General features: G+C 34.2%; 17 protein-coding genes and 3 tRNA genes. 12 read left to right on the top strand and 8 right to left on the bottom strand.

The annotated features are described in order from the left end of the window. From IRZ80_RS15725 to IRZ80_RS15735, 3 genes are all read left to right on the top strand, one after another. The coding region (locus IRZ80_RS15725; protein WP_194642532.1) for a T9SS type B sorting domain-containing protein at positions 1–3,888 on the top strand (3,888 nt) is incomplete at its 5' end. Positions 3,889–3,918: 30 nt separating this feature from the next. Further along, a complete protein-coding gene (locus IRZ80_RS15730) occupies positions 3,919–4,338 on the top strand; it encodes a DUF2141 domain-containing protein (RefSeq protein ID WP_194642533.1) in 420 nt (139 codons plus the stop codon). Positions 4,339–4,426: 88 nt separating this feature from the next. Further along, positions 4,427–4,996 carry a hypothetical protein gene (locus IRZ80_RS15735; RefSeq protein WP_194642534.1) on the top strand — a complete coding sequence of 190 codons (570 nt, stop codon included), beginning with the start codon at positions 4,427–4,429 and terminating at the stop codon, positions 4,994–4,996. A gap of 297 nt (positions 4,997–5,293) precedes the next feature. Here the strand turns inward: IRZ80_RS15735 and typA are convergent, their stop codons facing one another. Beyond that, positions 5,294–7,090 carry a translational GTPase TypA gene (gene typA / locus IRZ80_RS15740; protein ID WP_194642535.1) on the bottom strand — a complete coding sequence of 599 codons (1,797 nt, stop codon included), beginning with the start codon at positions 7,088–7,090 and terminating at the stop codon, positions 5,294–5,296. A 175-nt stretch (positions 7,091–7,265) separates the two neighbouring features. On the opposite strand from typA, the gene IRZ80_RS15745 reads away from it, so the two are divergent. Next, positions 7,266–8,978, top strand: a complete 1,713-nt coding sequence (locus tag IRZ80_RS15745) for a PAS domain-containing sensor histidine kinase (protein ID WP_194642536.1) — start codon at positions 7,266–7,268, stop codon at positions 8,976–8,978. A gap of 1 nt (position 8,979) precedes the next feature. Then, entirely contained in the window at positions 8,980–9,375 is a 396-nt protein-coding gene (locus IRZ80_RS15750; protein WP_194642537.1) for a response regulator, read from the top strand. A gap of 78 nt (positions 9,376–9,453) precedes the next feature. Here the strand turns inward: IRZ80_RS15750 and rpsT are convergent, their stop codons facing one another. The 5 genes from rpsT to proS all read right to left on the bottom strand — a co-directional run bounded on the left by rpsT (position 9,454) and on the right by proS (position 11,615). Next, entirely contained in the window at positions 9,454–9,705 is a 252-nt protein-coding gene (gene rpsT, locus IRZ80_RS15755) for a 30S ribosomal protein S20 (RefSeq protein ID WP_035673520.1), read from the bottom strand. A gap of 36 nt (positions 9,706–9,741) precedes the next feature. Then, positions 9,742–9,813 (bottom strand) — tRNA-Glu (locus tag IRZ80_RS15760). A gap of 42 nt (positions 9,814–9,855) precedes the next feature. Beyond that, positions 9,856–9,927 (bottom strand) — tRNA-Glu (locus tag IRZ80_RS15765). Positions 9,928–9,969: 42 nt separating this feature from the next. Further along, positions 9,970–10,041, bottom strand: a tRNA-Glu gene (locus tag IRZ80_RS15770). 95 nt (positions 10,042–10,136) lie between these two features. Beyond that, the gene (gene proS, locus IRZ80_RS15775) at positions 10,137–11,615 is read right to left on the bottom strand and encodes a proline--tRNA ligase (RefSeq protein WP_194642538.1); all 1,479 of its coding nucleotides are present in this window, start codon (positions 11,613–11,615) and stop codon (positions 10,137–10,139) included. 102 nt (positions 11,616–11,717) lie between these two features. On the opposite strand from proS, the gene IRZ80_RS15780 reads away from it, so the two are divergent. The 6 genes from IRZ80_RS15780 to IRZ80_RS15805 all read left to right on the top strand — a co-directional run bounded on the left by IRZ80_RS15780 (position 11,718) and on the right by IRZ80_RS15805 (position 18,901). Continuing rightward, the gene (locus IRZ80_RS15780) at positions 11,718–12,746 is read left to right on the top strand and encodes a hypothetical protein (protein ID WP_194642539.1); all 1,029 of its coding nucleotides are present in this window, start codon (positions 11,718–11,720) and stop codon (positions 12,744–12,746) included. Positions 12,747–12,791: 45 nt separating this feature from the next. Next, the gene (locus IRZ80_RS15785) at positions 12,792–14,336 is read left to right on the top strand and encodes an OmpP1/FadL family transporter (RefSeq protein ID WP_194642540.1); all 1,545 of its coding nucleotides are present in this window, start codon (positions 12,792–12,794) and stop codon (positions 14,334–14,336) included. Between the two features lie 502 nt (positions 14,337–14,838). Beyond that, positions 14,839–16,152: a 30S ribosomal protein S12 methylthiotransferase RimO gene (gene rimO, locus IRZ80_RS15790; RefSeq protein WP_194642541.1), complete on the top strand. Its 1,314-nt coding sequence runs from the start codon at positions 14,839–14,841 to the stop codon at positions 16,150–16,152. A 25-nt stretch (positions 16,153–16,177) separates the two neighbouring features. Continuing rightward, the gene (locus tag IRZ80_RS15795; RefSeq protein ID WP_194642542.1) at positions 16,178–16,651 is read left to right on the top strand and encodes a hypothetical protein; all 474 of its coding nucleotides are present in this window, start codon (positions 16,178–16,180) and stop codon (positions 16,649–16,651) included. 43 nt (positions 16,652–16,694) lie between these two features. Then, entirely contained in the window at positions 16,695–17,597 is a 903-nt protein-coding gene (locus tag IRZ80_RS15800) for an N-acetylmuramoyl-L-alanine amidase (RefSeq protein ID WP_194642543.1), read from the top strand. 161 nt (positions 17,598–17,758) lie between these two features. After that, a complete protein-coding gene (locus IRZ80_RS15805) occupies positions 17,759–18,901 on the top strand; it encodes a DegT/DnrJ/EryC1/StrS family aminotransferase (protein WP_194642544.1) in 1,143 nt (380 codons plus the stop codon). 185 nt (positions 18,902–19,086) lie between these two features. Here the strand turns inward: IRZ80_RS15805 and IRZ80_RS15810 are convergent, their stop codons facing one another. After that, on the bottom strand, positions 19,087–20,118 hold the full coding sequence (locus tag IRZ80_RS15810; protein WP_194642545.1) for an outer membrane beta-barrel protein: 1,032 nt from the start codon (positions 20,116–20,118) through the stop codon (positions 19,087–19,089). A gap of 702 nt (positions 20,119–20,820) precedes the next feature. Further along, complete coding sequence (locus IRZ80_RS15815) at positions 20,821–22,173, bottom strand: NAD-dependent succinate-semialdehyde dehydrogenase (RefSeq protein ID WP_194642546.1); 1,353 nt, start codon at positions 22,171–22,173, stop codon at positions 20,821–20,823. A gap of 459 nt (positions 22,174–22,632) precedes the next feature. On the opposite strand from IRZ80_RS15815, the gene IRZ80_RS15820 reads away from it, so the two are divergent. Next, positions 22,633–23,082 carry a GNAT family N-acetyltransferase gene (locus IRZ80_RS15820; RefSeq protein WP_194642547.1) on the top strand — a complete coding sequence of 150 codons (450 nt, stop codon included), beginning with the start codon at positions 22,633–22,635 and terminating at the stop codon, positions 23,080–23,082. Positions 23,083–23,128: the final 46 nt, after the last annotated feature.

The raw sequence follows: 23,128 nt of genomic DNA on the forward strand, positions 1-23,128 counted from the left end.
TATGTCCTTGCATTACAAAATTATTTTGATGATGGCCTCACATCAAATAGTTCAAAAATAATTGGTGCATTAGTTCAATCAGATAAACCTGTTGTTGTAAACTCAGGTTCATTTGGCGGCAGCAACAGTAAAGAAGTACGAATCCAAAATGGAGTGAGTCTGCCTGTAGGAAGAGATGTAGGTTTTGACCAAATTGTACCCTTAGAAAAAACTGGGAAAGAATATATTTTTGTAAAAGGAATTGGAACAAATGAATTGGAACGTGTTTTATTGATAGCCCATTCAGACCAAACAAAAATTTTTCTAAATGGAGATACAGCAACTCCAATTGCAACACTCAACAGCGGGGAATATACAGTTTTAGACGGAAGCCAATTTATAGACGGCAATATGTACATTACTTCAACCCAGAATATATTTGCCTATCAAAGTATCGGAGGATCAGCTTCGCCAGCCAATCAAAACTTATTTTTTGTCCCTCCGATTAATTGTTCGACTCCTAATACTGTAGATAATATCCCCCAGATTCAAGCTATTGGAAACTCAACTCTAATGGGGGTTTTAAACATTGTAACAGAAGCCGGAGCTTCAGTTTCTTTAAACAATGTGCCTATTACAGATCTGCCAACTGCTATTACAGGAAACCCAAATTTTGTTAGATACACCGTAAACAGTTTATCAGGGAACATTGCTGTAAAATCAACCAAACAGGTGTATGTTTCTTATTTTGGAACTAATGGCGCAGCAACCTACGGAGGTTATTATTCAGGTTTTGATTTAAAACCCGAAATTGTTTCAAGCAAAATTTCACTCACCACTTCTTCCTGTATCCCAAATGTTTCTTTAAAAATAAATACGTTATCGTCATACGATTCTTTCCAATGGTATAAAGATGATATTGCAATTCCTTCGGCCAACAATAATGCTTATACTCCTGCTGCTCCTGGCTTTTATCAGGTAAGAGGAAGTATTTCGGGTTGTGTCAGTGATGTTTATTCTGATAAAATTCCTGTGAGCGAGTGTCCAATAAATAACGACAATGATTTAGCAAATGATAACATCGATATTGATTACGACAATGACGGAATATTAAATTGTACCGAGTCCTATGGTAATCAAAACATTGACATCAGTAATCCTCTTTTTGGTACTGTTACAGTGGGAACTTATTCAAACTCTTTTACAGGCTCGTTTGACAATACCCCGCCAGAAGCAGCAATACCATTTCAAGGAAATTCAGACGGCAGTTTTGTGACTGAAGTTATGGCTGGAAAAGGATTTTCCGTTGCTTATAATTTGAGTTTTACAAATCCAATAAACCTTAGTTTGGAATATGTTTCAACTACAAATACAACGGATTTATTGAATACGGATTCTGAATACATTATCAGTACAGATAAAGATAAGTCTAAAACCGTAACTGTTTTGAATCCTACTAATCAATTACTGATTGACACCAATTATGACGGGATTTATGAAAGCGGCGTAACACAATTTTCTTCTTTTGAAATTCGTTTCAGATTAAACGGAAGTACTCCTCTTCAAGCAGGAACCGGAACTTTCTCTTTTCAGTCCTATCAAACCAAATCCTTTAAAATTACCCATAAAAATCTTCTGGATACTGTTGGAAACAAAGCTGCTTTCAAACTTATTGCAACCTGTATTCCTATAGACAATGATGGCGACGGCATTCCTGACCAACTGGACTTAGACTCCGATAATGACGGCATTCCTGACAGTATAGAAAATCAAAAAAAACCAAAAGCATTATCAAATACCGACACCAACCTAAACGGCCTGGATGAAATTTTTGAACCTGCAGATAGTCCAATTGATACGGATAATGATGGCGTAGCCAATTATTTAGATCTTGACAGCGATAATGACGGAATATATGACTTAATAGAATCAGGTACTATCAAAGCTATTGACGCTGATAAAAATGGAATTTTAGACCCTACTTCTTTTGGTGCAAATGGATTGGCCGATTATTTAGAAACAAGTGCAGACAGTGGTGTTTTAAATTATACAGTTGCAGACACAGATGCCGATGGCATAAAAAACTATACCGAAACAGACAGTGATAATGATTTATGTAATGATGTAATTGAAGCAGGATTTTTGGATGCAAATGGTGATGGAATTTTAGGTTCTGTTGTGCCTCCTACAGTTAATACTAATGGAAAAGTTACCAGCGGAATCGGTTACACCATTCCAAATAATAATTATATCATTTCTGCTCCAATTGTAATAACTTCACAGCCATTAGCCAGTCCAGCATGCGAATTTCAAGATGCTAAAATCAAAATAACAGATAATGGCGGTAATATCTATCAGTGGCAATTATCTACTGATGGTGTGAACTGGAACAATCTTGTTAATAATGCTGTCTACTCTGATGTTACAACAAACACCTTAACAATAACCAAGACTGCAAGTATAATGAGCAGTTATAAATACAGAGTACAATTAAGCAGAACCGGCAATTCCTGCGGGTTAACTTCTGCAGCTACTTCATTAACAATTTATGCATTACCAACAGTAAAAGATGTAACACTAATACAATGTGATGATAACACTGATGGCATTTCTAATTTTAATGTAACCGAAAAAAACAGTTTTATTTCAGACAATTATGCCAATGAAACTTTTAGTTATTATACCACTTTGACAGGGGCTAATACAAAAGATACAAATACACATATAGCAGATCCTATTGCTTTTACAAGTGCAAATAATACTATCTGGGCAAGAGTAGAAAACTCGAATGGCTGTTTTAGAACAGCACAACTAAGCCTGATTGTCTCTACAACACAAATCAGCTCTTCTTACAAAAAAATTATTGAAGTTTGTGATGATTCTATTGACACAGTAAATGATGATAAAGATGGTATAACCACATTTAATTTTAGTGCTGTAGCCACCGACATTAAAAACCTGCTGCCTTCACCTTCCACAAACTACACTATCAAATTCTATGCGAATGAAATTGATGCGCTGGCGGAGACCAATATTATTCAAAATTCATCCAGTTATAGAAATACAACAGCAAACCAGCAGGATATTTGGGTACGTGTAGAGAGCAATTTAGACAATGCCTGTTTTGGACTAGGTCCTTACATCACTCTCATTGTTACCCCTAAACCTAATATTAAAATCAACGGAAATAAAGATGATAATCAATTAGTATGTTCTAATTTACCGAGTTTTTTTATTACTCTCAATGCTGGAATAACAGATAACACACCAACTAGTAATTACACTTATAGCTGGTCAAAAAACGGTGCAATAATTCCAAACGAAAACAACTACACTCTTGATGTCAATGAAGAAGGTATTTACACAGTAATAGTATCTACCCAGAAAGGCTGTGACAGAACACGTAATATTACTGTTAATGCTTCAGATATTGCGCATTTGGATTCGATATCAATTTCAGATTTATCCGATTCAAACAGCGTAACAGCAAATATTTCCGGGCAGGGTGATTACGAATACAGCATTGATTTACCAACCGGACCTTTTCAGGAATCCAATTTCTTCGACAATATTTCACCCGGAATTCACGACCTCTACATTAGTGATAAAAATGGGTGCGGTACCATTAAAAAAACTATTGCTGTACTAGGTATCCCAAAATTTTTCACTCCTAATAATGATGGTTATAATGACTACTGGAATATCAAAGGAGCAAATGAAACATTCAATTCAGGTGCACAAATTTTCATTTACGACCGATTTGGCAAGTTAATCAAACAGGTTACTGCTTCAGGAAATGGCTGGGACGGAACTTATACAGGAAATCCAATGCCAGCCGATGATTATTGGTACACCATAAAATTGGAAGACGGACGCGAGGCTAAGGGCCATTTTTCTTTAAAAAGATAAACAATCGCTTAAATATAAAAATCAATAATCATGATAAAATTTTTCGCCATAGGCTTATTATCAATTAGCAGCTTAGGATTTGCTCAAAATTCGAACCTAACCATCAATGTTTCAGTTTTAAAAAACAATACCGGAGTACTGACAGCTGAATTATACAATACGAAAGAAAAATTCCTCAAAACATCTTACAAAAAAGGTTCTGTCACAATAAAATCAAATACAGCTTCAATTATTTTTTCTGATATTCCTAAAGGAGAATACACAGTTATGGTATACCACGATGAAAACAATAATGGCAAACTGGATAAAAGTTTCATAGGGATGCCTAAAGAACCCGTTGCCTGTTCCAATAATGCCAAAGGTTTTATGGGACCTCCAAAATATGATGATGCAAAATTCTCCGTATCTGCGGATACAAAAATGAATATCAAAATGACTTCTGCACATTGAATTGCTCCAATTGATTAGTTGGCAGTAATTTTACCTCAGAATCTTAAATTTAAAAACATTCATAGTCATTTTTATAATACAACATGAAATGAAAAATAATAAATTGATTGTAGTCTTGTTTTTCTTAATTCCTTTTCTGTGTTTTTCTCAATCAAAAAGAGAGGATGAAAAATATATAAAGGAAACTCAAAAACTTTTATCCGATTTAATAATTCAAAATAAAATTGAGCCTCAATCGGTTTTAAATAATATAGCTAGAGCTAATCTATATGGTTTAAAAGATTGTTTTGATAACTCGTTTATTAATTTAGCAGGACTAAATGATAATGAAGTGTCACAAGTAAAACTTGAAATTTATTCCCAAAATATTTTTAAGTGGACTAACGAATATGTGCCAAACATAAATATCGTTGAAGCATCAGAAATAAACAAAATTTTTGAAGATGATAAAAATGGTTGGAAGAATTTCAGAAAACAATATGGAAATTATTCAATAGTAAGCTTTTCAAAACCAATTTTCTTGAGAAATTATGAAATTTGTATTATTTCATATTCAGTAACTTATGATTATTTAGGCGGTTACGATGAGACAGCTTGCTACAGAAAACAAAATGGCGTATGGGAAGCCTATGGAATTATATGCGGTGGTATGTCATAAAAACTACTACCAACAGATACTACAATGAGTTTAGCCAATAGGCTTAATAGAAGATAGTTTTTTGAAGAATAGTATTTTTAGAATAACAGCAAAAATGCAAAATCTCCCTCTTTAGCCCCGATTGCAGTGAAAATCCTTGTGTGCCGGGTTCAGCCCGCAAGATTGCAGCGGAGCGGGACCAATCTTTCTAAAAATGCCCAATCTTTCTGCTCCTAAAAAATAATCAAACGCCTTTAAAAACAAAAATCCCAAATTCCGATGGAATTTGGGATTTTTAATATTGAAAATTTAAATCTTTTAGATTTTAAATCTCTTTCTATCAGTTTCTGTCAAATAGATTTTTCTCAAACGAATAGATTTTGGAGTAACCTCTACATATTCATCTTTTTGAATGTATTCTAAAGCTTCTTCAAGAGAGAAAATGATTGGCGGGATGATTCTCGCTTTTTCATCAGCTCCGGAAGAACGAACGTTAGATTGTTTTTTCTCTTTAGTTACGTTTACACACATATCATCACTACGAGAGTTTTCTCCAATTACCTGACCTTCGTAAATTTCGGCATTTGGTTCAACAAAAAACTTACCACGATCCTGCAATTTATCGATAGAATAAGGAATAGCTTTTCCTTTTTCCATAGAAATTAATGATCCTTTGTTACGACCTGCAATTTCTCCTTTGTAAGGCTCATATCCTATAAAACGGTGTGACATGATCGCTTCACCAGCAGTAGCAGTAAGCAATTGATTACGTAATCCAATAATTCCACGTGATGGAATATTAAATTTAATAATCATACGCTCGCCTTTTGTCTCCATACTCAACATTTCACCTTTACGAACAGTTACGAATTCAACTGCTCTACCTGAAAGATTTTCTGGTAAATCGATTGTCAATTCCTCAATTGGCTCACATTTTTTACCATCAATTTCTTTGATGATAACTTGTGGCTGACCAATTTGTAACTCATAACCTTCTCTTCTCATTGTTTCAATAAGAACAGATAAGTGAAGTACTCCACGGCCAAAAACCATGAATTTATCTGCAGAATCAGTTTCACCTAACTTCATCGCTAAGTTTTTCTCTAATTCTTTTGTCAATCTTTCTCTAATATGACGAGAAGTTACAAATTTACCTTCTTTACCAAAGAATGGAGAGTCATTGATAGTAAACAACATACTCATTGTAGGCTCATCAATAGCGATAGAAGCTAAACCTTCTGGGTTTTCGTGATCTGCAATAGTGTCACCAATTTCAAAACCTTCAATACCAACTACTGCACAAATATCTCCTGCAATTACTTCTGTAACTTTTTTACGTCCAAGACCTTCAAAAGTGTGTAATTCTTTGATTCTTGATTTTGTTACAGTACCATCTCTTTTTACCAAAGATATTGGCATACCTTCTTTCAAAATACCTCTTTCTAAACGGCCAATTGCGATACGGCCTGTAAAAGCTGAGAAATCTAAAGATGTAATCAGCATTTGAGGAGTTCCTTCAGATACTTTAGGAGCTGGTACATTTTCTATAACCATATCCAACAATGGCTCAATGTTTTCTGTTTGGTTTTCCCAATGATCAGACATCCAGTTATTTTTAGCTGAACCGTAAACAGTTGGAAAATCTAACTGCCATTCCTGAGCACCTAATTCAAACATTAAATCGAAAACTTTTTCGTGAACTTCTTCAGGAGTACAGTTTTCTTTATCTACTTTATTGATTACAACACATGGTTTCAATCCTAAATCGATAGCTTTTTGCAATACAAAACGAGTTTGTGGCATTGGACCTTCAAAAGCATCCACCAAAAGACAAACTCCATCAGCCATATTCAATACACGCTCTACTTCTCCACCAAAGTCGGCGTGGCCAGGAGTGTCAATAATGTTGATTTTTGTTCCTTTATATTGAACAGAAACATTCTTTGAGGTAATGGTAATACCTCTTTCACGCTCTAAGTCGTTGTTATCAAGGATTAAGTCACCTGTGTTTTCGTTATCACGAAATAACTGACAGTGATACATAATTTTATCAACCAAAGTTGTTTTACCGTGATCGACGTGGGCAATAATTGCAATGTTTCTAATAGCTTCCATCTGTGAATTTTAATGGGTGCAAAGGTACACTTTATTTTGATATAAAAAATCTTTATGCAATAGTTTGCTATTTTGTTAACACATAAGCAGTTAACACAACACTATAAATATAGTGTCAGAATTTATTTAAAATGAAGTTTTAAATTTTTAACATTAATTTAATTATATTTGATTAATGAAAAACAAAGCTAACCAGACAACCTTAACTTATACACTCACTGCGTTATTCATAGCTATTCTTTGCTATAGATTAACAAAGCAGTATTCTAACTATTTAAACATCTATAGTTTTGTTTTTATCAAAGACATTCTTTTCATAATTACTACTGGTCTTCTTTTTAGATACATCCTGTACAAAAACAACAAAAGATATATCGAAATAAACAAAAACCTTAAACAAACCAACGACAAACTAAAAGAGTCTAACGAAAAATATGACATCGTAGCAAAAGCAACCAGCGATACGATTTGGGACTGGAAAATACCCGAAGACAATTTCACCTGGAACAAAGGCATCGAAACAATATACGGCTACAACCCAGATCAAGTGAACAATAATTCCAAATGGTGGTTCGATAACATACACCCGGAAGACAGCATTAAAATGTCTATCAAACTCTATTCATTTCTTGAGCAGAAAACCGAAAAATGGCAGGATGAATACCGCTTTAAATGCGCTGACAACAAATACAAATACGTATTAGACAGAGGTTTTATTTTAAAAAACGAAAAAGGGAAAGCCATTCGAATGATCGGTGCTATCCAAGACATCACCAAACAGAAAGAAGAAGAAAACAGATTGAAGCTTCTTGAAACAGTATTTACGGAAGCTCGCGATTCAATCATAATCACACAGGCAATTTCTGATGATAACCAAATTCCTAAAATAGTTTTCGCAAATCCGGCATTCAGCAAAATGTCCGGCTATGAACACTCTAAAATCATAGGAAAATCTCCCAACTTTTTTATGGGGAAAAATTCTGACCCCAATGAAATCCAAAAATTAACACAGGCCATAAAAAACAGAAAAGAATGTTTTCTTGAAATTATACTCTACAAAAAAGACAGCTCAGAATACTGGGTAAGTCTTTCTTTCATTCCTGTTTATAATCTTGAACAGGATTTATCTCACTGGATTTCGATTCAACGAGACATAACAGAAGAAAAAAAATTAGAAAAAGAGAAAGAAATACTCATACAGGAATTAACCCGCAACAATAAAGATCTAAAACAATTTTCATATATCACATCTCACAATTTAAGAGCTCCATTATCAAACTTGACAGGCTTATTAAATTTAATCAATCAAACGTCAATTCAAGATGAAGATTTAAAAGAAATTATAGACGGATTCAAAACATCTACCCTGCTGCTTAATGACACTGTCAATGATTTATCCAAAGCGATTACCATAAAAGACAGTCCGGTTATACAAAATGAAGAATTACAGATACAGAATGTTTTTGAAAATATTCTAGGCCAGTTAAATTCAAGTATCGAAACCATAAAACCAAAACTAAATATCTGCTATGGAAACGTTTCAAAAATAAACACCAACAAAACCTACCTTGAAAACATCTTACTCAACTTATTCACTAATTCCATTAAATTTAGATCAAAAACGAGAGATCTAATTATCGACATTACCCTTTCAGAAGCCGACAGCATAATTTCAATCAGCTTTAAAGATAATGGAATCGGAATAGACCTTGAAAGACATAAAAACAAAATATTTGGTCTCTACCAAAGATTTCACGACTATCCAGAAAGCAAAGGCCTGGGACTATTCTTAGTCAAGTCTCAAATAGAAACAATGGGCGGTACAATAAGCATTCAAAGTGAAGTAGACAAAGGAACCGAATTTATACTAACGCTTAAATCTTTTTAAAATGTTAGACTTAATTATGTGCATCGATGATGACCCTATTACATTAATGCTATTTAAAAAAGTAGTACAAAAAGCTTCTTTTGCAAAAGAAATAATATATGCTTACAATGGGCAGGAAGCAATTACGCTTATTGAAAACATTAAGAATGAAGACACAAAACCTCAGTTACTTTTTTTAGATCTAAATATGCCCGTAATGGGAGGATGGGAGTTTCTCGATTTATTTAACGATTCCGATTATTATCTTTCAAATAATACAAAAGTTGTCATTTTGACTTCAACAATCGACCCTGAAGATATCAAAAAATCAAAATCATATTCTAATGTTATTGAATTCCTATCCAAACCTATCACTGTAGAGATGCTGCATTATTTAGAATCGAATCATTTACATTAAATTAACCGTCAGCAAAAAAAATAGGACATAAAAAAAGCCCCTTAAAAAGGAGCTTTCTCTATATACAAATTATATTACTTACAATTTAGCAACATGCTTAGTTAACTTAGACTTCAAGTTTGAAGCTTTGTTATCATGAATGATGTTTTTCTTAGCTAATTTATCAATCATAGAAATTACACTTGACAATTTTGAAGTAGCATCAGTTTTATCAGTTGCAATTCTTAATGCTTTAATAGCATTACGAGTAGTTTTATGTTGGTATCTATTTAATACTCTTCTCTTTTCGTTACTTCTAATTCTTTTTAGAGCTGACTTATGATTTGCCATTGTGTTATCTTTTTATCTTAATTATTTCATTTTTTGTAGTCCGTAAGGGAATCGAACCCCTGTTACCAGAATGAAATTCTGGCGTCCTAACCCCTAGACGAACGGACCATATTCCCTCTAAGTTCAGAACTTTCTAGATCAAAAAAATTGTAGTCCGTGGGGGAATCGAACCCCCCTTACCAGGATGAAAACCTGGCGTCCTAACCGATAGACGAACGGACCATTGTTTTTTTATTCTCAGAATTTCAATCTAAATACTTCTTGTAGTCCGTGGGGGAATCGAACCCCCCTTACCAGGATGAAAACCTGGCGTCCTAACCGATAGACGAACGGACCTGCTTCAGTAAACTGCCTTACTTCTGTAATGCGGATGCAAAGATACATCTATTTTTGAGAAGCACAATAGCTGATGCAAAAAAAATTATTTTTTTTTAATATGCCTTAGCAAACAACACCCTTCCAACTGATGGATTCCCAGTAAACACACAGCTTCCCGCCTGTTCAACTCTGTCCAAAGGAATACATCTTATGGTTGCTTTGGTCAATTCTTTAATCTTCTCTTCCGTAGCCACAGTTCCGTCCCAATGTGCTGAAACAAAGCCTCCTTCCCCATCAAGAACCTCTTTAAACTCATCAAAACTATTCACTTCTGTAATATGGGCATTCCTGTAATTTAATGCTTTTCCGAACAAATCTTTTTGAATCTGCTCCAATAAATCGCCAATATAAGTTGTGATTTCATCTTTGGAAACAACTTCTTTTGTCAAAGTATCTCTTCTTGCAACTTCAAAAGTTCCGTTTTCTAAATCTTTTGGACCAACAGCAATTCGAACCGGAACTCCTTTTAATTCCCATTCAGCAAATTTAAATCCTGGTTTTTGAGTTGTTCTATTATCAAATTTAACTGAGATGTTTAATTTTCTCAAAGTCTTTACTAAAACATCAACTTCATTTGAAATCGCATCTAATTGTTCATCACTCTTATATATAGGAACAATAACTACCTGTATCGGAGCTAAATTTGGAGGCAACACCAATCCCTGATCATCAGAATGAGTCATTACCAATGCTCCCATCAATCGGGTTGAAACTCCCCAAGAAGTTCCCCAAACATGTTCCTGCTTACCTTCGGCATTAGCAAACTTCACATCAAAAGCTTTTGCAAAATTCTGCCCTAAAAAATGCGACGTTCCTGCCTGCAGTGCTTTTCCATCCTGCATTAAGGCTTCTATACAATACGTTTCATCAGCACCAGCAAAACGTTCTGTTTCTGTTTTCAATCCTTTTATAACCGGAATAGCCATAAAATTCTCCACAAAATCAGCATATACATTCATCATTTTCTCCGATTCTTCTATTGCTTCTGCTTTTGTTGCATGAGCAGTATGTCCTTCCTGCCATAAAAACTCAGCTGTTCTCAAAAATAATCGGGTTCTCATTTCCCAACGCACGACATTTGCCCATTGATTAATCAACAAAGGCAAATCTCTATAGGATTGCACCCATCCTTTATATGTAGACCAGATAATCGCTTCACTTGTAGGGCGGACAATTAATTCCTCTTCCAGTTTTGCATTTGGATCTACCATTAATTTCCCTGATTTATCAGGATCATTCTTTAATCTATAATGAGTAACTATTGCACATTCTTTTGCAAAACCTTCTGCATTTTTCTCTTCGGCCTCAAACATACTTTTGGGAACAAACAAAGGAAAATAAGCATTTTGATGTCCCGTTTCTTTAAACATTCTATCAAGTTCAGCCTGCATTTTTTCCCATATAGCATAACCATACGGTTTTATCACCATACAGCCTCTAACCCCTGAATTCTCTGCTAAATCGGCCTTAACAACCAACTCATTGTACCATTTTGAATAATCTTCTTCTCTTGTTGTTAGATTCTTGCTCATTTTGAATAATTTGGCATAATATTTGTTTCTTAATAATTTAACTAAATAATTACGCAAAACTAACTAATTTTGTATTGTCCAACAATAAAATAATCTGCCGAAATGAAAACAAATGCATTAATTACCCGGAAAACATCACTTCATTCCTTAATTGTATTTTTAGGCCTGATAATAACTTCATGCGGTTCTTATCAAAACAGCTCCTATTATGATAGTGACGGCATTTATGGTGCAAATGGAGAGAACGCTGGTACAAAAAATAATCAAACTGCTCAGACCTCAGTTCAATATAAAGAATATTTCAATTCATTACAAAGCACTGGAGTATCTGGAGAAATTTTTACTGATGTAAATAGCTACAGCAGTGGTTATAACACAGAGAATGATTCAATACAGGCACCATCTACAGGGTATGCTTCATGGGGAAGTTCCCCTCAAGAAACAACTATAACCGTTTATCCTGACACTTCTTGGTATTTTGGCTATGGATGGAATCACCCCTATTACGGCTATAACTATGGTTATGGCTACCCTTATTATGGATGGGATTATCCAAGGTATGGCTGGGGCTATCCTAACTACGGATATTCAGGCTACGGTTATGGCTACTCATACTATGGATGGGGGTATCCAGGATATAGCTGGGGCTATCCTAGCTACAGATACCCAGGTTACAGCCACAATCATCATACAGCTACTCGTTATTCCTATGATTACAGCCGAAGAGGATCGTCTTACGGCGGAAATTACAACAATAACAGAGTTAGCACTTACGATAGCAATAGAAGCAGTTTTACCAGCAGAAACAGTACCACTGGAAGAAACAGCATTTACTACAACAGAAACAGTACGAATGATGTAGTAAACAGACGGGTTCCTACTTTTACAAACAGAAACAATTATACTAATTCTGCTTCTAGAAATTATAACCAAAGTCAATCTCAATACAGAAACAGCAATTACACCCAAAGCAGAACATATACCCCTAGCCAAAACACTCAAAGATCAAGCTACACTCCAAGCAGCAACAGTTCCTACAGAAGCAGCAGCAACAGTAGCAACATGTCAAGTGGCAGCAGCAGAATGTCAAGTGGTGGCGACGGCGGAAGAACTGGTGGCGGAAGAAGATAAAAAATACTAATCGATTAAACTACTAACTAACTTTAAGTCATACCCATGAAAAAGAACCTTTTGTTATTTTTAGCAGCAGGATTAACATTCTTTACAGCAAACTCACAAGAAATAAATGACGCAATGCGTTATGCACAAAATAACCAGAACGGAACAGCTCGATTTAGAGCTATGGGAGGTGCTTTTGGCGCACTTGGAGGTGATTTATCTGCTATAAATGTGAATCCAGCAAGCTCTGCTGTTTTTTCTAACAACCAAATTAGCACAACTTTAAGTAATTTCAGCACCAAAAATAATTCTAATTATTTTGAAACCAATACTTCCAAGAGGGATAACTCTTTTGATGTGAATCAAGCAGGCGGTGTTTTTGTTTTTAGAAACAATAATTTGAATAATAAGTGGAAGAAATTCTCCATTTCTATAAATTACGAAAACACGAATAATTTTGACAACAAAATCAATTCTTTTGGAACCAATCCAAAAAATAATATTAGTAATTATTTCTTAAGCTACGCCAATGCAAATCCTAGCAGGAATCAACTCGGAATTCCACTAGGAGTAATTACAGATAATAATTATTTTCAGCTAAATTATGCTGACCAGCAAGCTTATTTGGGATATTATGGCTACCTAATTAATCCTTTGAATGAAAATGACAACAGCAACACCATCTACACATCGAATGTACCAGCTGGAGGAAATTACTATCAAGAAAACAGTATAATTTCAACGGGGTATAATGGTAAATTGTCTTTTAACGCCGCCACCTCATATAGAGACAAAATTTATATCGGATTAACTTTGAACTCTCATTTTACTAATTACAAAAAAAACAATCTTTTTTATGAAGAAAATGACAACGCAAACACTAATATTGTTGACTTAGTAAGCACTTCATTCGAAAATGAGATAACCACTTATGGATCAGGTTTTTCATTCCAGCTTGGAGCTATTGCTAAAATTACCAACGAAGTCCGCTTGGGACTTTCATACGAATCTCCTACTTGGTATTCTCTTAATGATGAAGTAAGACAAAACCTAGTTTCTCGAGTTTTCAATTACACCAATAACACTAATCCTAATATATCTTCCGAAAACCCTGATTCAAATGATGTTGTAATTTATGACACCTATAAATTAAGAACTCCCGGTAAATTAACTGGAAGCTTGGCTTATGTTTTTAATAAAAAAGGATTAATCAGTTTTGATTACAGCTTCAAAGATTATAGCAATACCGAATACTCTATAGAAAGAGATTCAAGAAATGAGTTTGTAAACAGTGATATATCCAATCAGCTAACTAGTGCTTCGGAATTTAGAATTGGTGGAGAATACAAAATTAAAACATTGAGCCTTAGAGCTGGATATCGTTTTGAGCAAAGTCCCTACAAAAATGCTAGAACCATTGGAGATTTGAATAGTTATTCAGGAGGTTTGGGCTATAATTTTGGCACATGGAAATTAGATTTGGCTTACACCTATGCCGAAAGAAATTCACAACAAAATTTTTTCAGTCAAGGATTTACAGATAGCGCTAAAATCAATACTGTAAACAACAATGTTTCTATGACTTTAACATTTGAATTATAGTTTTTTAAAGAGATTTACTTTATTTGTATAGAAACCATTTCATTGATTTGAAGTGGTTTTCTTTTAAAAAGCCGTACTGAAAAACTAAAAATTGTAAAATGAGCCACAATAATAGTGAAAATCCTTGTTGCCCAGAGTTTGAGTAACGAGATTGCAGCGGATAGCGGGACAAATATTCTATTATACTACAAATCTTGTGCTCCAAATCATTTTTGCACAAACAAAATGTCCATTTTAAACACGGCATTCGCTTTTAAAAGTTTCTGACACGAATTACACTAATTTGCACGAATTAAGATTGCTATTTAATTACACAAAATGTCCGAAACTGTAAAAGTTGTAAAATTTGATTTCAATTTTGATAAGAACTTAGTGTTAATTGGTGAAATTCGTGTTTATCTTTTTTTAAATGCGAATGCCATGCATTTTAAAAGGAAACAGACAGGGTTTCGGCAAAAAATTGTAATTTTGCGGATTCCTAAATTATCAGGAATATAATATTATGAGAACGAAGTCTTTAAAAAAGAACAAAATAAATGTGATCACTCTTGGGTGTTCTAAAAATGTATATGACAGTGAAGTGCTGATGGGACAGCTTAAAGCAAGCGGAAAAGATGTGACCCATGAAGCCAAATCCGAAGATGAAGGAAATATTATCGTGATAAATACTTGTGGTTTTATTGATAATGCCAAAGCAGAATCAGTAAACATGATATTGGAATATGCTGATAAAAAAGACAAAGGACTTGTAGATAAAGTTTTTGTAACCGGATGTTTATCCGAAAGATACAGACCTGATTTAGAAAAAGAAATTCCGAATGTAGACCAATATTTTGGAACTACTGAATTACCAGCTTTATTAAAAGCTTTAGGAGCCGATTATAAACATGAATTATTAGGAGAACGTTTAACAACAACTCCAAAAAACTATGCTTATTTGAAAATTTCAGAAGGCTGTGACAGACCCTGCAGTTTTTGCGCAATTCCGTTAATGCGAGGAAAAAACGTTTCTCAGACAATTGAAAAATTAGTTAAAGAAGCCGAAGGTCTAGCAAGAGACGGTGTAAAAGAACTGATTTTGATTGCTCAGGACTTAACTTATTATGGTCTTGATTTATACAAAAAAAGAGCGCTTGGTGAATTATTGGAAGCATTAGTAAAAGTAGAAGGTATCGAATGGATTCGTCTTCACTACGCCTTCCCTACCGGATTTCCAATGGATGTCCTTGAAATCATGAAGCGTGAGCCTAAGATTTGCAATTATATTGACATTCCGCTGCAGCACATTGCTGATTCTGTTTTGAAATCGATGCGCCGAGGAACTACACAGGAAAAAACAACACAATTATTAAAAGATTTTAGAGCTGCGGTTCCTGGAATGGCAATCAGAACAACTTTGATTGTGGGGTATCCAGGAGAAACTGAAGAAGATTTTAATATTTTGAAAGACTTTGTTCAGGAAATGAAATTTGACAGAATGGGATGTTTTGCTTACTCACATGAGGAAAATACACATGCTTTTTTACTGGAAGACGATGTTCCTGCCGATGTAAAACAAGATCGCGCTAACGAAATTATGGAATTGCAGTCACAGATTTCCTGGGATTTGAATCAAGAGAAAGTTGGAAAAACTTTTAGATGTATCATTGACAGAAAAGAAGGCGGTCATTTTGTAGGAAGAACCGAATTTGACAGCCCAGATGTAGACAATGAAGTACTAATTGATGCTGCAAAACACTATGTAAAAACAGGTGATTTTGCAATGATTAAAATCATTGAAGCAACAGAATTTGATTTATACGGAGAACCAGTTTAGATTTTTTAATTTTCAAAATTGTATTATGAAAACATTTAAAACAGTATTACTTGCATCATTTTTATTTTTAACAGCCAACACTATTTCGGCTCAATACTATAATAATGGTTACGGTGGCGGCGGATATGGAGGAAACGGATATGGCAACGGCTACGGCAGATCCAATCAGATGAGCCAAATGCAGGCCAGCCAGCCAACTGCACCAAAACCCGTACCCGTAGAAGAAACTGCTGGGAAAATTGTTGCTTATTACAAAAAAGAACTTAATCTGGATGCACTTCAAGAAGTCGTTGTAAAAAACATCTACATCAAATCGTTAAAAAAAGAAGAAGTTTTAATGAAAAAAGAAATTAGCGATGATGACAAAAAACAGGAGTTTAAAGTTCTTAGTGAAATGACAGAAATGGAAATAAAAGAAATTTTGAACAAGGATCAAAAAGAGAAATTCAAAAATCTGATTGATGAGAGAAACAGCAAAATGGAAGCTCGAAAACGTTAAGAAAACTCACGATTAAATACTTTTTTGAAAATATTCCAATCTTATGACGAAAATTTTTTACTATCTCATTATAATACTTTTAATTGTTTCATGCGGTCCAAATCCACATAAGTCAAGTGAAAAAGTTTATAATGACCAAATAAAATCTTTAAATGAAACTATCGCTGTAAAAGAAGCTACTCCTTTAAAAAATCAGCCTTTTGTCGTGATTGACAGCATCGCTTACCGATACAACAATCAATTGCTTAATTATAAAGATACGCTTTCTAAAACTGACACTAAGGTTTTACAAAACGGCATTGTATCTGAATGGGTGGGTACAGTAAATTTTAATTTAAGAAAGCCAAATTTTATTATTATTCACCATACTGCGCAGGATTCTATACAGCAGACTTTAAAAACTTTTACTTTAAAACAAACCAATGTAAGCGCTCACTATGTAATCGGCAGAGACGGAAAAGTGGTTCACATGCTCAATGATTATTTAAGAGCCTGGCATGCAGGTAATGGATCATGGGGAAAAAACACTGACATTAATTCCAGTTCTATCGGCATTGAATTAGACAATAATGGCACCGAGCCTTTTTCTGATTTACAAATCAATACTTTACTGGCTCTTTTGACCAAATTAAAAAAAGATTACAATATCCCAACTCAAAATATAATAGGACACGCTGACATCGCCCCAACAAGAAAAAAAGACCCAAGTGCTTTATTCCCTTGGAAACTTTTGGCAGCAAATGGTTTTGGCGTTTGGCCAGATGACATACTCCCGTGTCCTCCGCCTGAATTCAATACAGAACAAGGCTTACAGGTTATAGGTTACAGTACTAAAAATCTTTCCGCAGCCATTATCGCTTTTAAACTTCATTTCATGCAGACTGAAATTAATGATATTTTGGACGAAAAAACAATCAGCACCATCTATTCTGTTTACAAAAAATAGAAAACAATATTTCACAAAAAACGCTTTTTGGATTAACCAAAAAGCGTTTTTATGTTTATATTTATTTGGTTTTAAAAACCAAATAAATATTCAATATTAAACAAAAACAAGCATCAGCCAAAATCATTTTTTAAATTCTGTGATTTTAATGTCTAAAAACAATGAGCAACCCAAAAATATGGTTATCCTCCCCGCACATGGGAGGCTCCGAACTTAACTACATACAGGATGCATTTGACTCGAATTGGATTGCTCCATTTGGAGCAAACATAACCGAATTTGAACATGATTTAGAAAAATACCTGTCTCATGGTGTTTTTGTAACCGCACTAAGTTCTGCAACCGCCGCTATTCATTTAGGCTTAATACTTTTAAATGTAAAACCAGGCGATGCAGTAATCTGTCAATCTCTGACATTTTCAGCATCAGCAAATCCAATTTTATATCAAGGAGCAGCTCCTATTTTCATTGACAGTGAATCACAAACCTGGAATCTTTGCCCTATAGCTTTAGAAAATGCTATTGTAGATACGATTAACAAAGGACTGGTCCCGAAAGCAATAATAACAGTCCATCTATATGGAACCCCTTATAAAATAGACGAAGTTAGAGCCGTTGCCAACAAATATAACATTCCTATTCTTGAAGACAGTGCCGAAGCTTTGGGAAGCAGTTATAAAGGACAAAAATGCGGTACTTTTGGAGATATCAGCGTTTTTTCATTTAACGGAAATAAGATCATAACCACCTCTGGAGGAGGAGCCATAATCACTTCAAGCCAACAGCTGAAGAAAAAAACTCAGTTTTTAGCTTCGCAGGCCAAAGATGAAGCACCTCATTATCAGCACAGTGAACTGGGTTTTAATTACCAGATGAGCAATATTTGTGCTGGCATTGGACGCGGTCAGATGAAAGTTCTCGACAAACATATCGCACTGCGAAGAGCCATGCACGATTTTTATGTTTCTCTTTTCGAAAATATACCAGGAATCACTGTTTTTTCGACAACAGATCCAGACTATTTTTCCAACTATTGGCTGACTTCTATTCTTGTAGATCCTGCCAAAACCAAAAACGGAATCGATAAAGAAACTATACGGCTGACTTTACTGGATTCAAATATAGAATGCAGACCTTTATGGAAACCAATGCACCTGCAGCCTTTGTATAAAAACTATCCATTCTATGGAGGAAAAACTGCCGAAACATTATTTGAAAATGGATTGAGCCTTCCTTCGGGATCAAACTTGAGCGATGCTGACAGGGAACGCATACAAATATGTATTTTAAATTTATTAAGCTGATTACTTTCTGAAATAATTATTTGGCATACAGAAAAATTCATATCGCCTTTATACATTATTAAATCAGAACAACTACAAATTCTACTAAATAAAAAAAGCTGCCAAAACCACAGAGGATTTTGACAGCCAAAAAAAAAATATTCTTTTATTATTTTTTGAAAAGTTTAAACTAAAGAAACTCTTTATTAGAACCCATAAACCACAGCCAAAAGAAATTGAGAAGCTGAACTAGCTGGAGCCAAATCTGAATCTTTAAAATAATCATCCGAATTACTATCTAATCTAAACTCAGGAATAATAGTCAATCCGCTTACTTTATAGTTACCTGATAATGTAAAAGCCGTTACTGATTGATCAGCACCAATTCCATATAAAGCAACAGCCTCTTCTTTTGCTTTAAAATATTCAGCACGTAATCCTAATGAAAAAGCATCGGTAAAAGCATAAGAAGGGTATATTGCCGCTCCTGTATAACCTACTTTGTCTCCATTTGAAAAATCAGCAGCATTCAAACCCAACTTGAATTTTTTACTAAGCTGGAAGGTTGCAGTCAAATCTACAATAGTACCACTTACAGAACCATCCATAAAATTAAGATACGCACTAACTCCTTCAGTTGCAAAAGACAATTGACCTCCCACAGCATTTAATCCTTTCACTGGATCCGCTTTGTATGAATTCCATGTATCATTAAACACTCCTAACATTGCACCAAATTTATCAGATATTTTATAATTTGCTTTAACACCTGCATTTTGGAATGGTCCATTGGTAAACAAATAAGAAGTAGAATAGTTAAAATTACCTACAGGAGAAATTACCTCATATCCTATATATGTTCCCATATAACCAGCTGTAAAACTAAATTTATCTGAAACCGCATAGCTGGCATACAGATTTTGAATGTGGAATGAATTTACATCTGTTCCATCACCATTTGGAATTGACTGATACTGTCCTCTTGGCCCAAAAGAAACCTCACCAACAAAAGACACTTTTTTTATGCTTTTCTTAAATGCAATATCCAGCATCCCCAAAGAAACAGAATTCTGATCTGTTCCAAAACTCGTTCCAATATTTGGAACTTTTGCAAAATCGTACTTGTAATATAAATCTCCAGAACCTGTAATCTCCAATGGTGTCGTTTCTGGTGCATCTTGTGCAAATGAAATACTCGTTGTTAAGGCTAAAACTAAAATTGCTAATAATTTTTTCATGTTTAATTTGTTTTTTAGTTACTAATTTGAATAACGACTTCCTAGTCAGATTTTGTTATTTTTTTTCTTTCTTTGAAGCGAAATTATTAACTTTTCGTTAACATGAAAATTTTTTTAACCGTTTCTGAAAAGAATTATTAATATCCAAAAATCATAGCATAAATATGATCAAATTATGTTTTTTTTGCTTTTATTTTAAAAATTCAATAATCACATTTTTAAATAATACCCATAAAAACAATACGTAATTATACTTATCAATACTTAAAAATTCTATTTTTAAATTAAAAAATTAAAATTAAAAAACATCACCCCCTAAAAAATAGGGGGTGATGTTGAAAAATTAAAAATTAAGCCGTAAAACAGCATCACTTCTTAGGTCAAAATCAAAACAGCATTCTTACTGTTCAAATCCTTAAACCCATTATTAAATGTGCTTAAGGATTCCGTTAACTAAACCACTATTGACTGAAAGTCCATAGATTGGGTTAGGCAGACTGAAAGTGCAAGGTTGGATTGCGAAAATTGATGAAATTTTGCCACAGATTCATAGATAAAAAATGATTTTAAAATCTGTGAATCTGTGGCAAAAACTTTTTTAGAAACTAAAGCGAGATGCACTGAAAGTGCATAGTTTTAAACTCTATTTGAGGCCAATAAAATTGAAATCATTCGCAAAAACAACTTCAGCTAAGATTATAATTACTCAATAATAACTGATTTCATATTCATAAATTCTTTGATACCAACACTGGATAATTCTCTCCCATAACCCGATTTTTTTGTTCCTCCAAAAGGAATTCTGGAATCTGAACGCACCAAAGAATTTACAAAAACATTTCCTGCTTCAATTTTTCTGGCTAAAATATAAGCCCGTTCTCTGTCTTCTGTCCAAATGGCCGAAGCCAAACCATATTTATGATTATTTGCAATTGCGACAGCCTCGTCTTCATTTTTTGCTCTAACGAGAACTGCCAACGGTCCAAAGGTTTCTTCCTGAAAAGCAATATTACCAGAGTCAACAAAATCAATCAGTGCAGGCTGAAAATTGCATTGATCCCTTTCTCCTCCAACTACCAATTGAGCACCTTGGCGTAAAGCATGTTCCAACTGACTGCTTAATTTTTCTGCTAAGTCAATTCTTGCCAAAGGCCCCATATCAATACCGCTTTGCAACGGATTTCCCTGCTGCAGTTTTCTTATTTTTTCGGCAAAAAGAAAAGCAAACTCATCGGCGGCTTTTTCTGTAACGATAAAACGCTTTGCACAGATACACGCCTGACCTGCATTTAGCATTCTTGACTGTACAGCAACAGTAGCTGCTTTTTCTAAATCAGCATCATCCAAAACAATAAAAGCATCGGAACCTCCTAATTCCATCACTGTTTTTTTGATATGCTTTCCTGCCAGCGCTGCCACCGAAGATCCTGCTGCTTCACTTCCAGTCAAAGTAATTCCCTGAACAATATCAGCTGCAATAACACTTTCTGCCTGAGAAATATCTATAATTATCTGCTGAAAAACTCCTTCAGGAAAACCAGCTTCCAAAAAAGCTTTTTCAATAGCTTTGGCGCATCCAATAACATTTGGAGCATGTTTTAAAAGCGTAACATTACCTGCCATAACTGCAGGTGCTGCATAACGCAATACCTGCCAGAAAGGATAATTCCAAGGCATAATCGCAAATACTGCCCCCTGAGGATCATAAACAGACATACTTTTAAAAGGAGTGTCATAATATTCATCCTTAAGCATTTTTTCGGCATTTTCAGCATAAAAATCACAATTTGCAGCTGATTTTTCAACCTCTGAAATTCCTTCAGAAAGAATTTTGCCCATTTCATTAGTAATAAGCAAACCTAATTCCTCTTTGTTAGTACGCAATATAACTGCCAGATTTCTCATTTTGTCGGCTCTTTCCTGAAAAGTAGTAGTGCGCCAATACTTGAATGCCGATTCAGATATCTTTAATTTATCCGCCAATTGAGCATTAGTCAAGACTTCATGTTCTTCTAGTTCTGCTTGTGTGAATGGATTTATGGATTTGAATATCATTTTAAAAGTTTATAAAGTTTAAAAAACAGCAGTGCTGAAAATCTAATAATAAAGGTATGATAATCCTCTGAAAAAATATACGTCTTCAAATAACAGCCCCTAAATTTGAAATATAAATTACAATGCACATTAAACCACGGCATTCGCATTTAAAAAAAGATAAACACGAATTTCACCAATTAACATTAATTCTTATCAAAATTGAAATCAAATTTTACAACTTTTACAGTTTCGAATATTTTGTGTAATTAAACAGCAATCTTAATTCGTGCAGATTAGTGTAATTCGTGTCAGAAACTTTTAAAAGCGAATGCCGTAACATTAAACTGAAATAATGCTATTTTTTTTGTTTTTTGAGTAAGAAAACAGCGTTAAACCAATTAAATCTGAAATATTATTGAAATACATGATTATTATTTTTGTACATTTAGTTTTCTAACTAACACAACCAGCACAATTATGATACGAAAAGCTAACATTCAAGACTTGGATCAATTAACAAATCTGTTTGACCAATATGTAGTTTTTTATAAAAACCCATCCAATTATGAAAAACATTATGCCTATCTAAAAGAAAGATTAGAAAATAATGAAGCCGTAATTTTTGTAGCTTATGATGATGCATATCCTGATAAAATTATTGGTTTTGCACTCATTTACATCACTTTTTCTTCATTGGCACTCAATAGAATACTAATCTTAAACGATCTTTTTGTAGATCCATCAGCACGAAAAAAAGGAATAGGCGAACAATTAATTACACAAACTGAAGCATTTGCTAAAGAGCTGGGCTCTCCTACCATTCGTCTGAGAACCGCCAAAAATAATAATGCAGCCCAAAAATTATATCATAAAATGGGTTTTGTAAGAGAAGATTACCTTTACAGCTATGATCTTACTATTTTATAATCTCACTTAGTAAAACTGAAAAAATGAGGACTCCTAATCGAAAGTC

Origin of the sequence: Flavobacterium sp. HJJ, assembly GCF_015351475.1 — a bacterium.
GTDB lineage: Bacteria > Bacteroidota > Bacteroidia > Flavobacteriales > Flavobacteriaceae > Flavobacterium > Flavobacterium marginilacus.

Coding starts and splice junctions, on each gene's coding strand:
- IRZ80_RS15730 (WP_194642533.1), top strand. CDS start 3,919: ATGATAAAATTTTTCGCCATAGGCTTATTATCAATTAGCAGCTTAGGA.
- IRZ80_RS15735 (WP_194642534.1), top strand. CDS start 4,427: ATGAAAAATAATAAATTGATTGTAGTCTTGTTTTTCTTAATTCCTTTT.
- typA (WP_194642535.1), bottom strand. CDS start 7,090: ATGGAAGCTATTAGAAACATTGCAATTATTGCCCACGTCGATCACGGT.
- IRZ80_RS15745 (WP_194642536.1), top strand. CDS start 7,266: ATGAAAAACAAAGCTAACCAGACAACCTTAACTTATACACTCACTGCG.
- IRZ80_RS15750 (WP_194642537.1), top strand. CDS start 8,980: ATGTTAGACTTAATTATGTGCATCGATGATGACCCTATTACATTAATG.
- rpsT (WP_035673520.1), bottom strand. CDS start 9,705: ATGGCAAATCATAAGTCAGCTCTAAAAAGAATTAGAAGTAACGAAAAG.
- proS (WP_194642538.1), bottom strand. CDS start 11,615: ATGAGCAAGAATCTAACAACAAGAGAAGAAGATTATTCAAAATGGTAC.
- IRZ80_RS15780 (WP_194642539.1), top strand. CDS start 11,718: ATGAAAACAAATGCATTAATTACCCGGAAAACATCACTTCATTCCTTA.
- IRZ80_RS15785 (WP_194642540.1), top strand. CDS start 12,792: ATGAAAAAGAACCTTTTGTTATTTTTAGCAGCAGGATTAACATTCTTT.
- rimO (WP_194642541.1), top strand. CDS start 14,839: ATGAGAACGAAGTCTTTAAAAAAGAACAAAATAAATGTGATCACTCTT.
- IRZ80_RS15795 (WP_194642542.1), top strand. CDS start 16,178: ATGAAAACATTTAAAACAGTATTACTTGCATCATTTTTATTTTTAACA.
- IRZ80_RS15800 (WP_194642543.1), top strand. CDS start 16,695: ATGACGAAAATTTTTTACTATCTCATTATAATACTTTTAATTGTTTCA.
- IRZ80_RS15805 (WP_194642544.1), top strand. CDS start 17,759: ATGAGCAACCCAAAAATATGGTTATCCTCCCCGCACATGGGAGGCTCC.
- IRZ80_RS15810 (WP_194642545.1), bottom strand. CDS start 20,118: ATGAAAAAATTATTAGCAATTTTAGTTTTAGCCTTAACAACGAGTATT.
- IRZ80_RS15815 (WP_194642546.1), bottom strand. CDS start 22,173: ATGATATTCAAATCCATAAATCCATTCACACAAGCAGAACTAGAAGAA.
- IRZ80_RS15820 (WP_194642547.1), top strand. CDS start 22,633: ATGATACGAAAAGCTAACATTCAAGACTTGGATCAATTAACAAATCTG.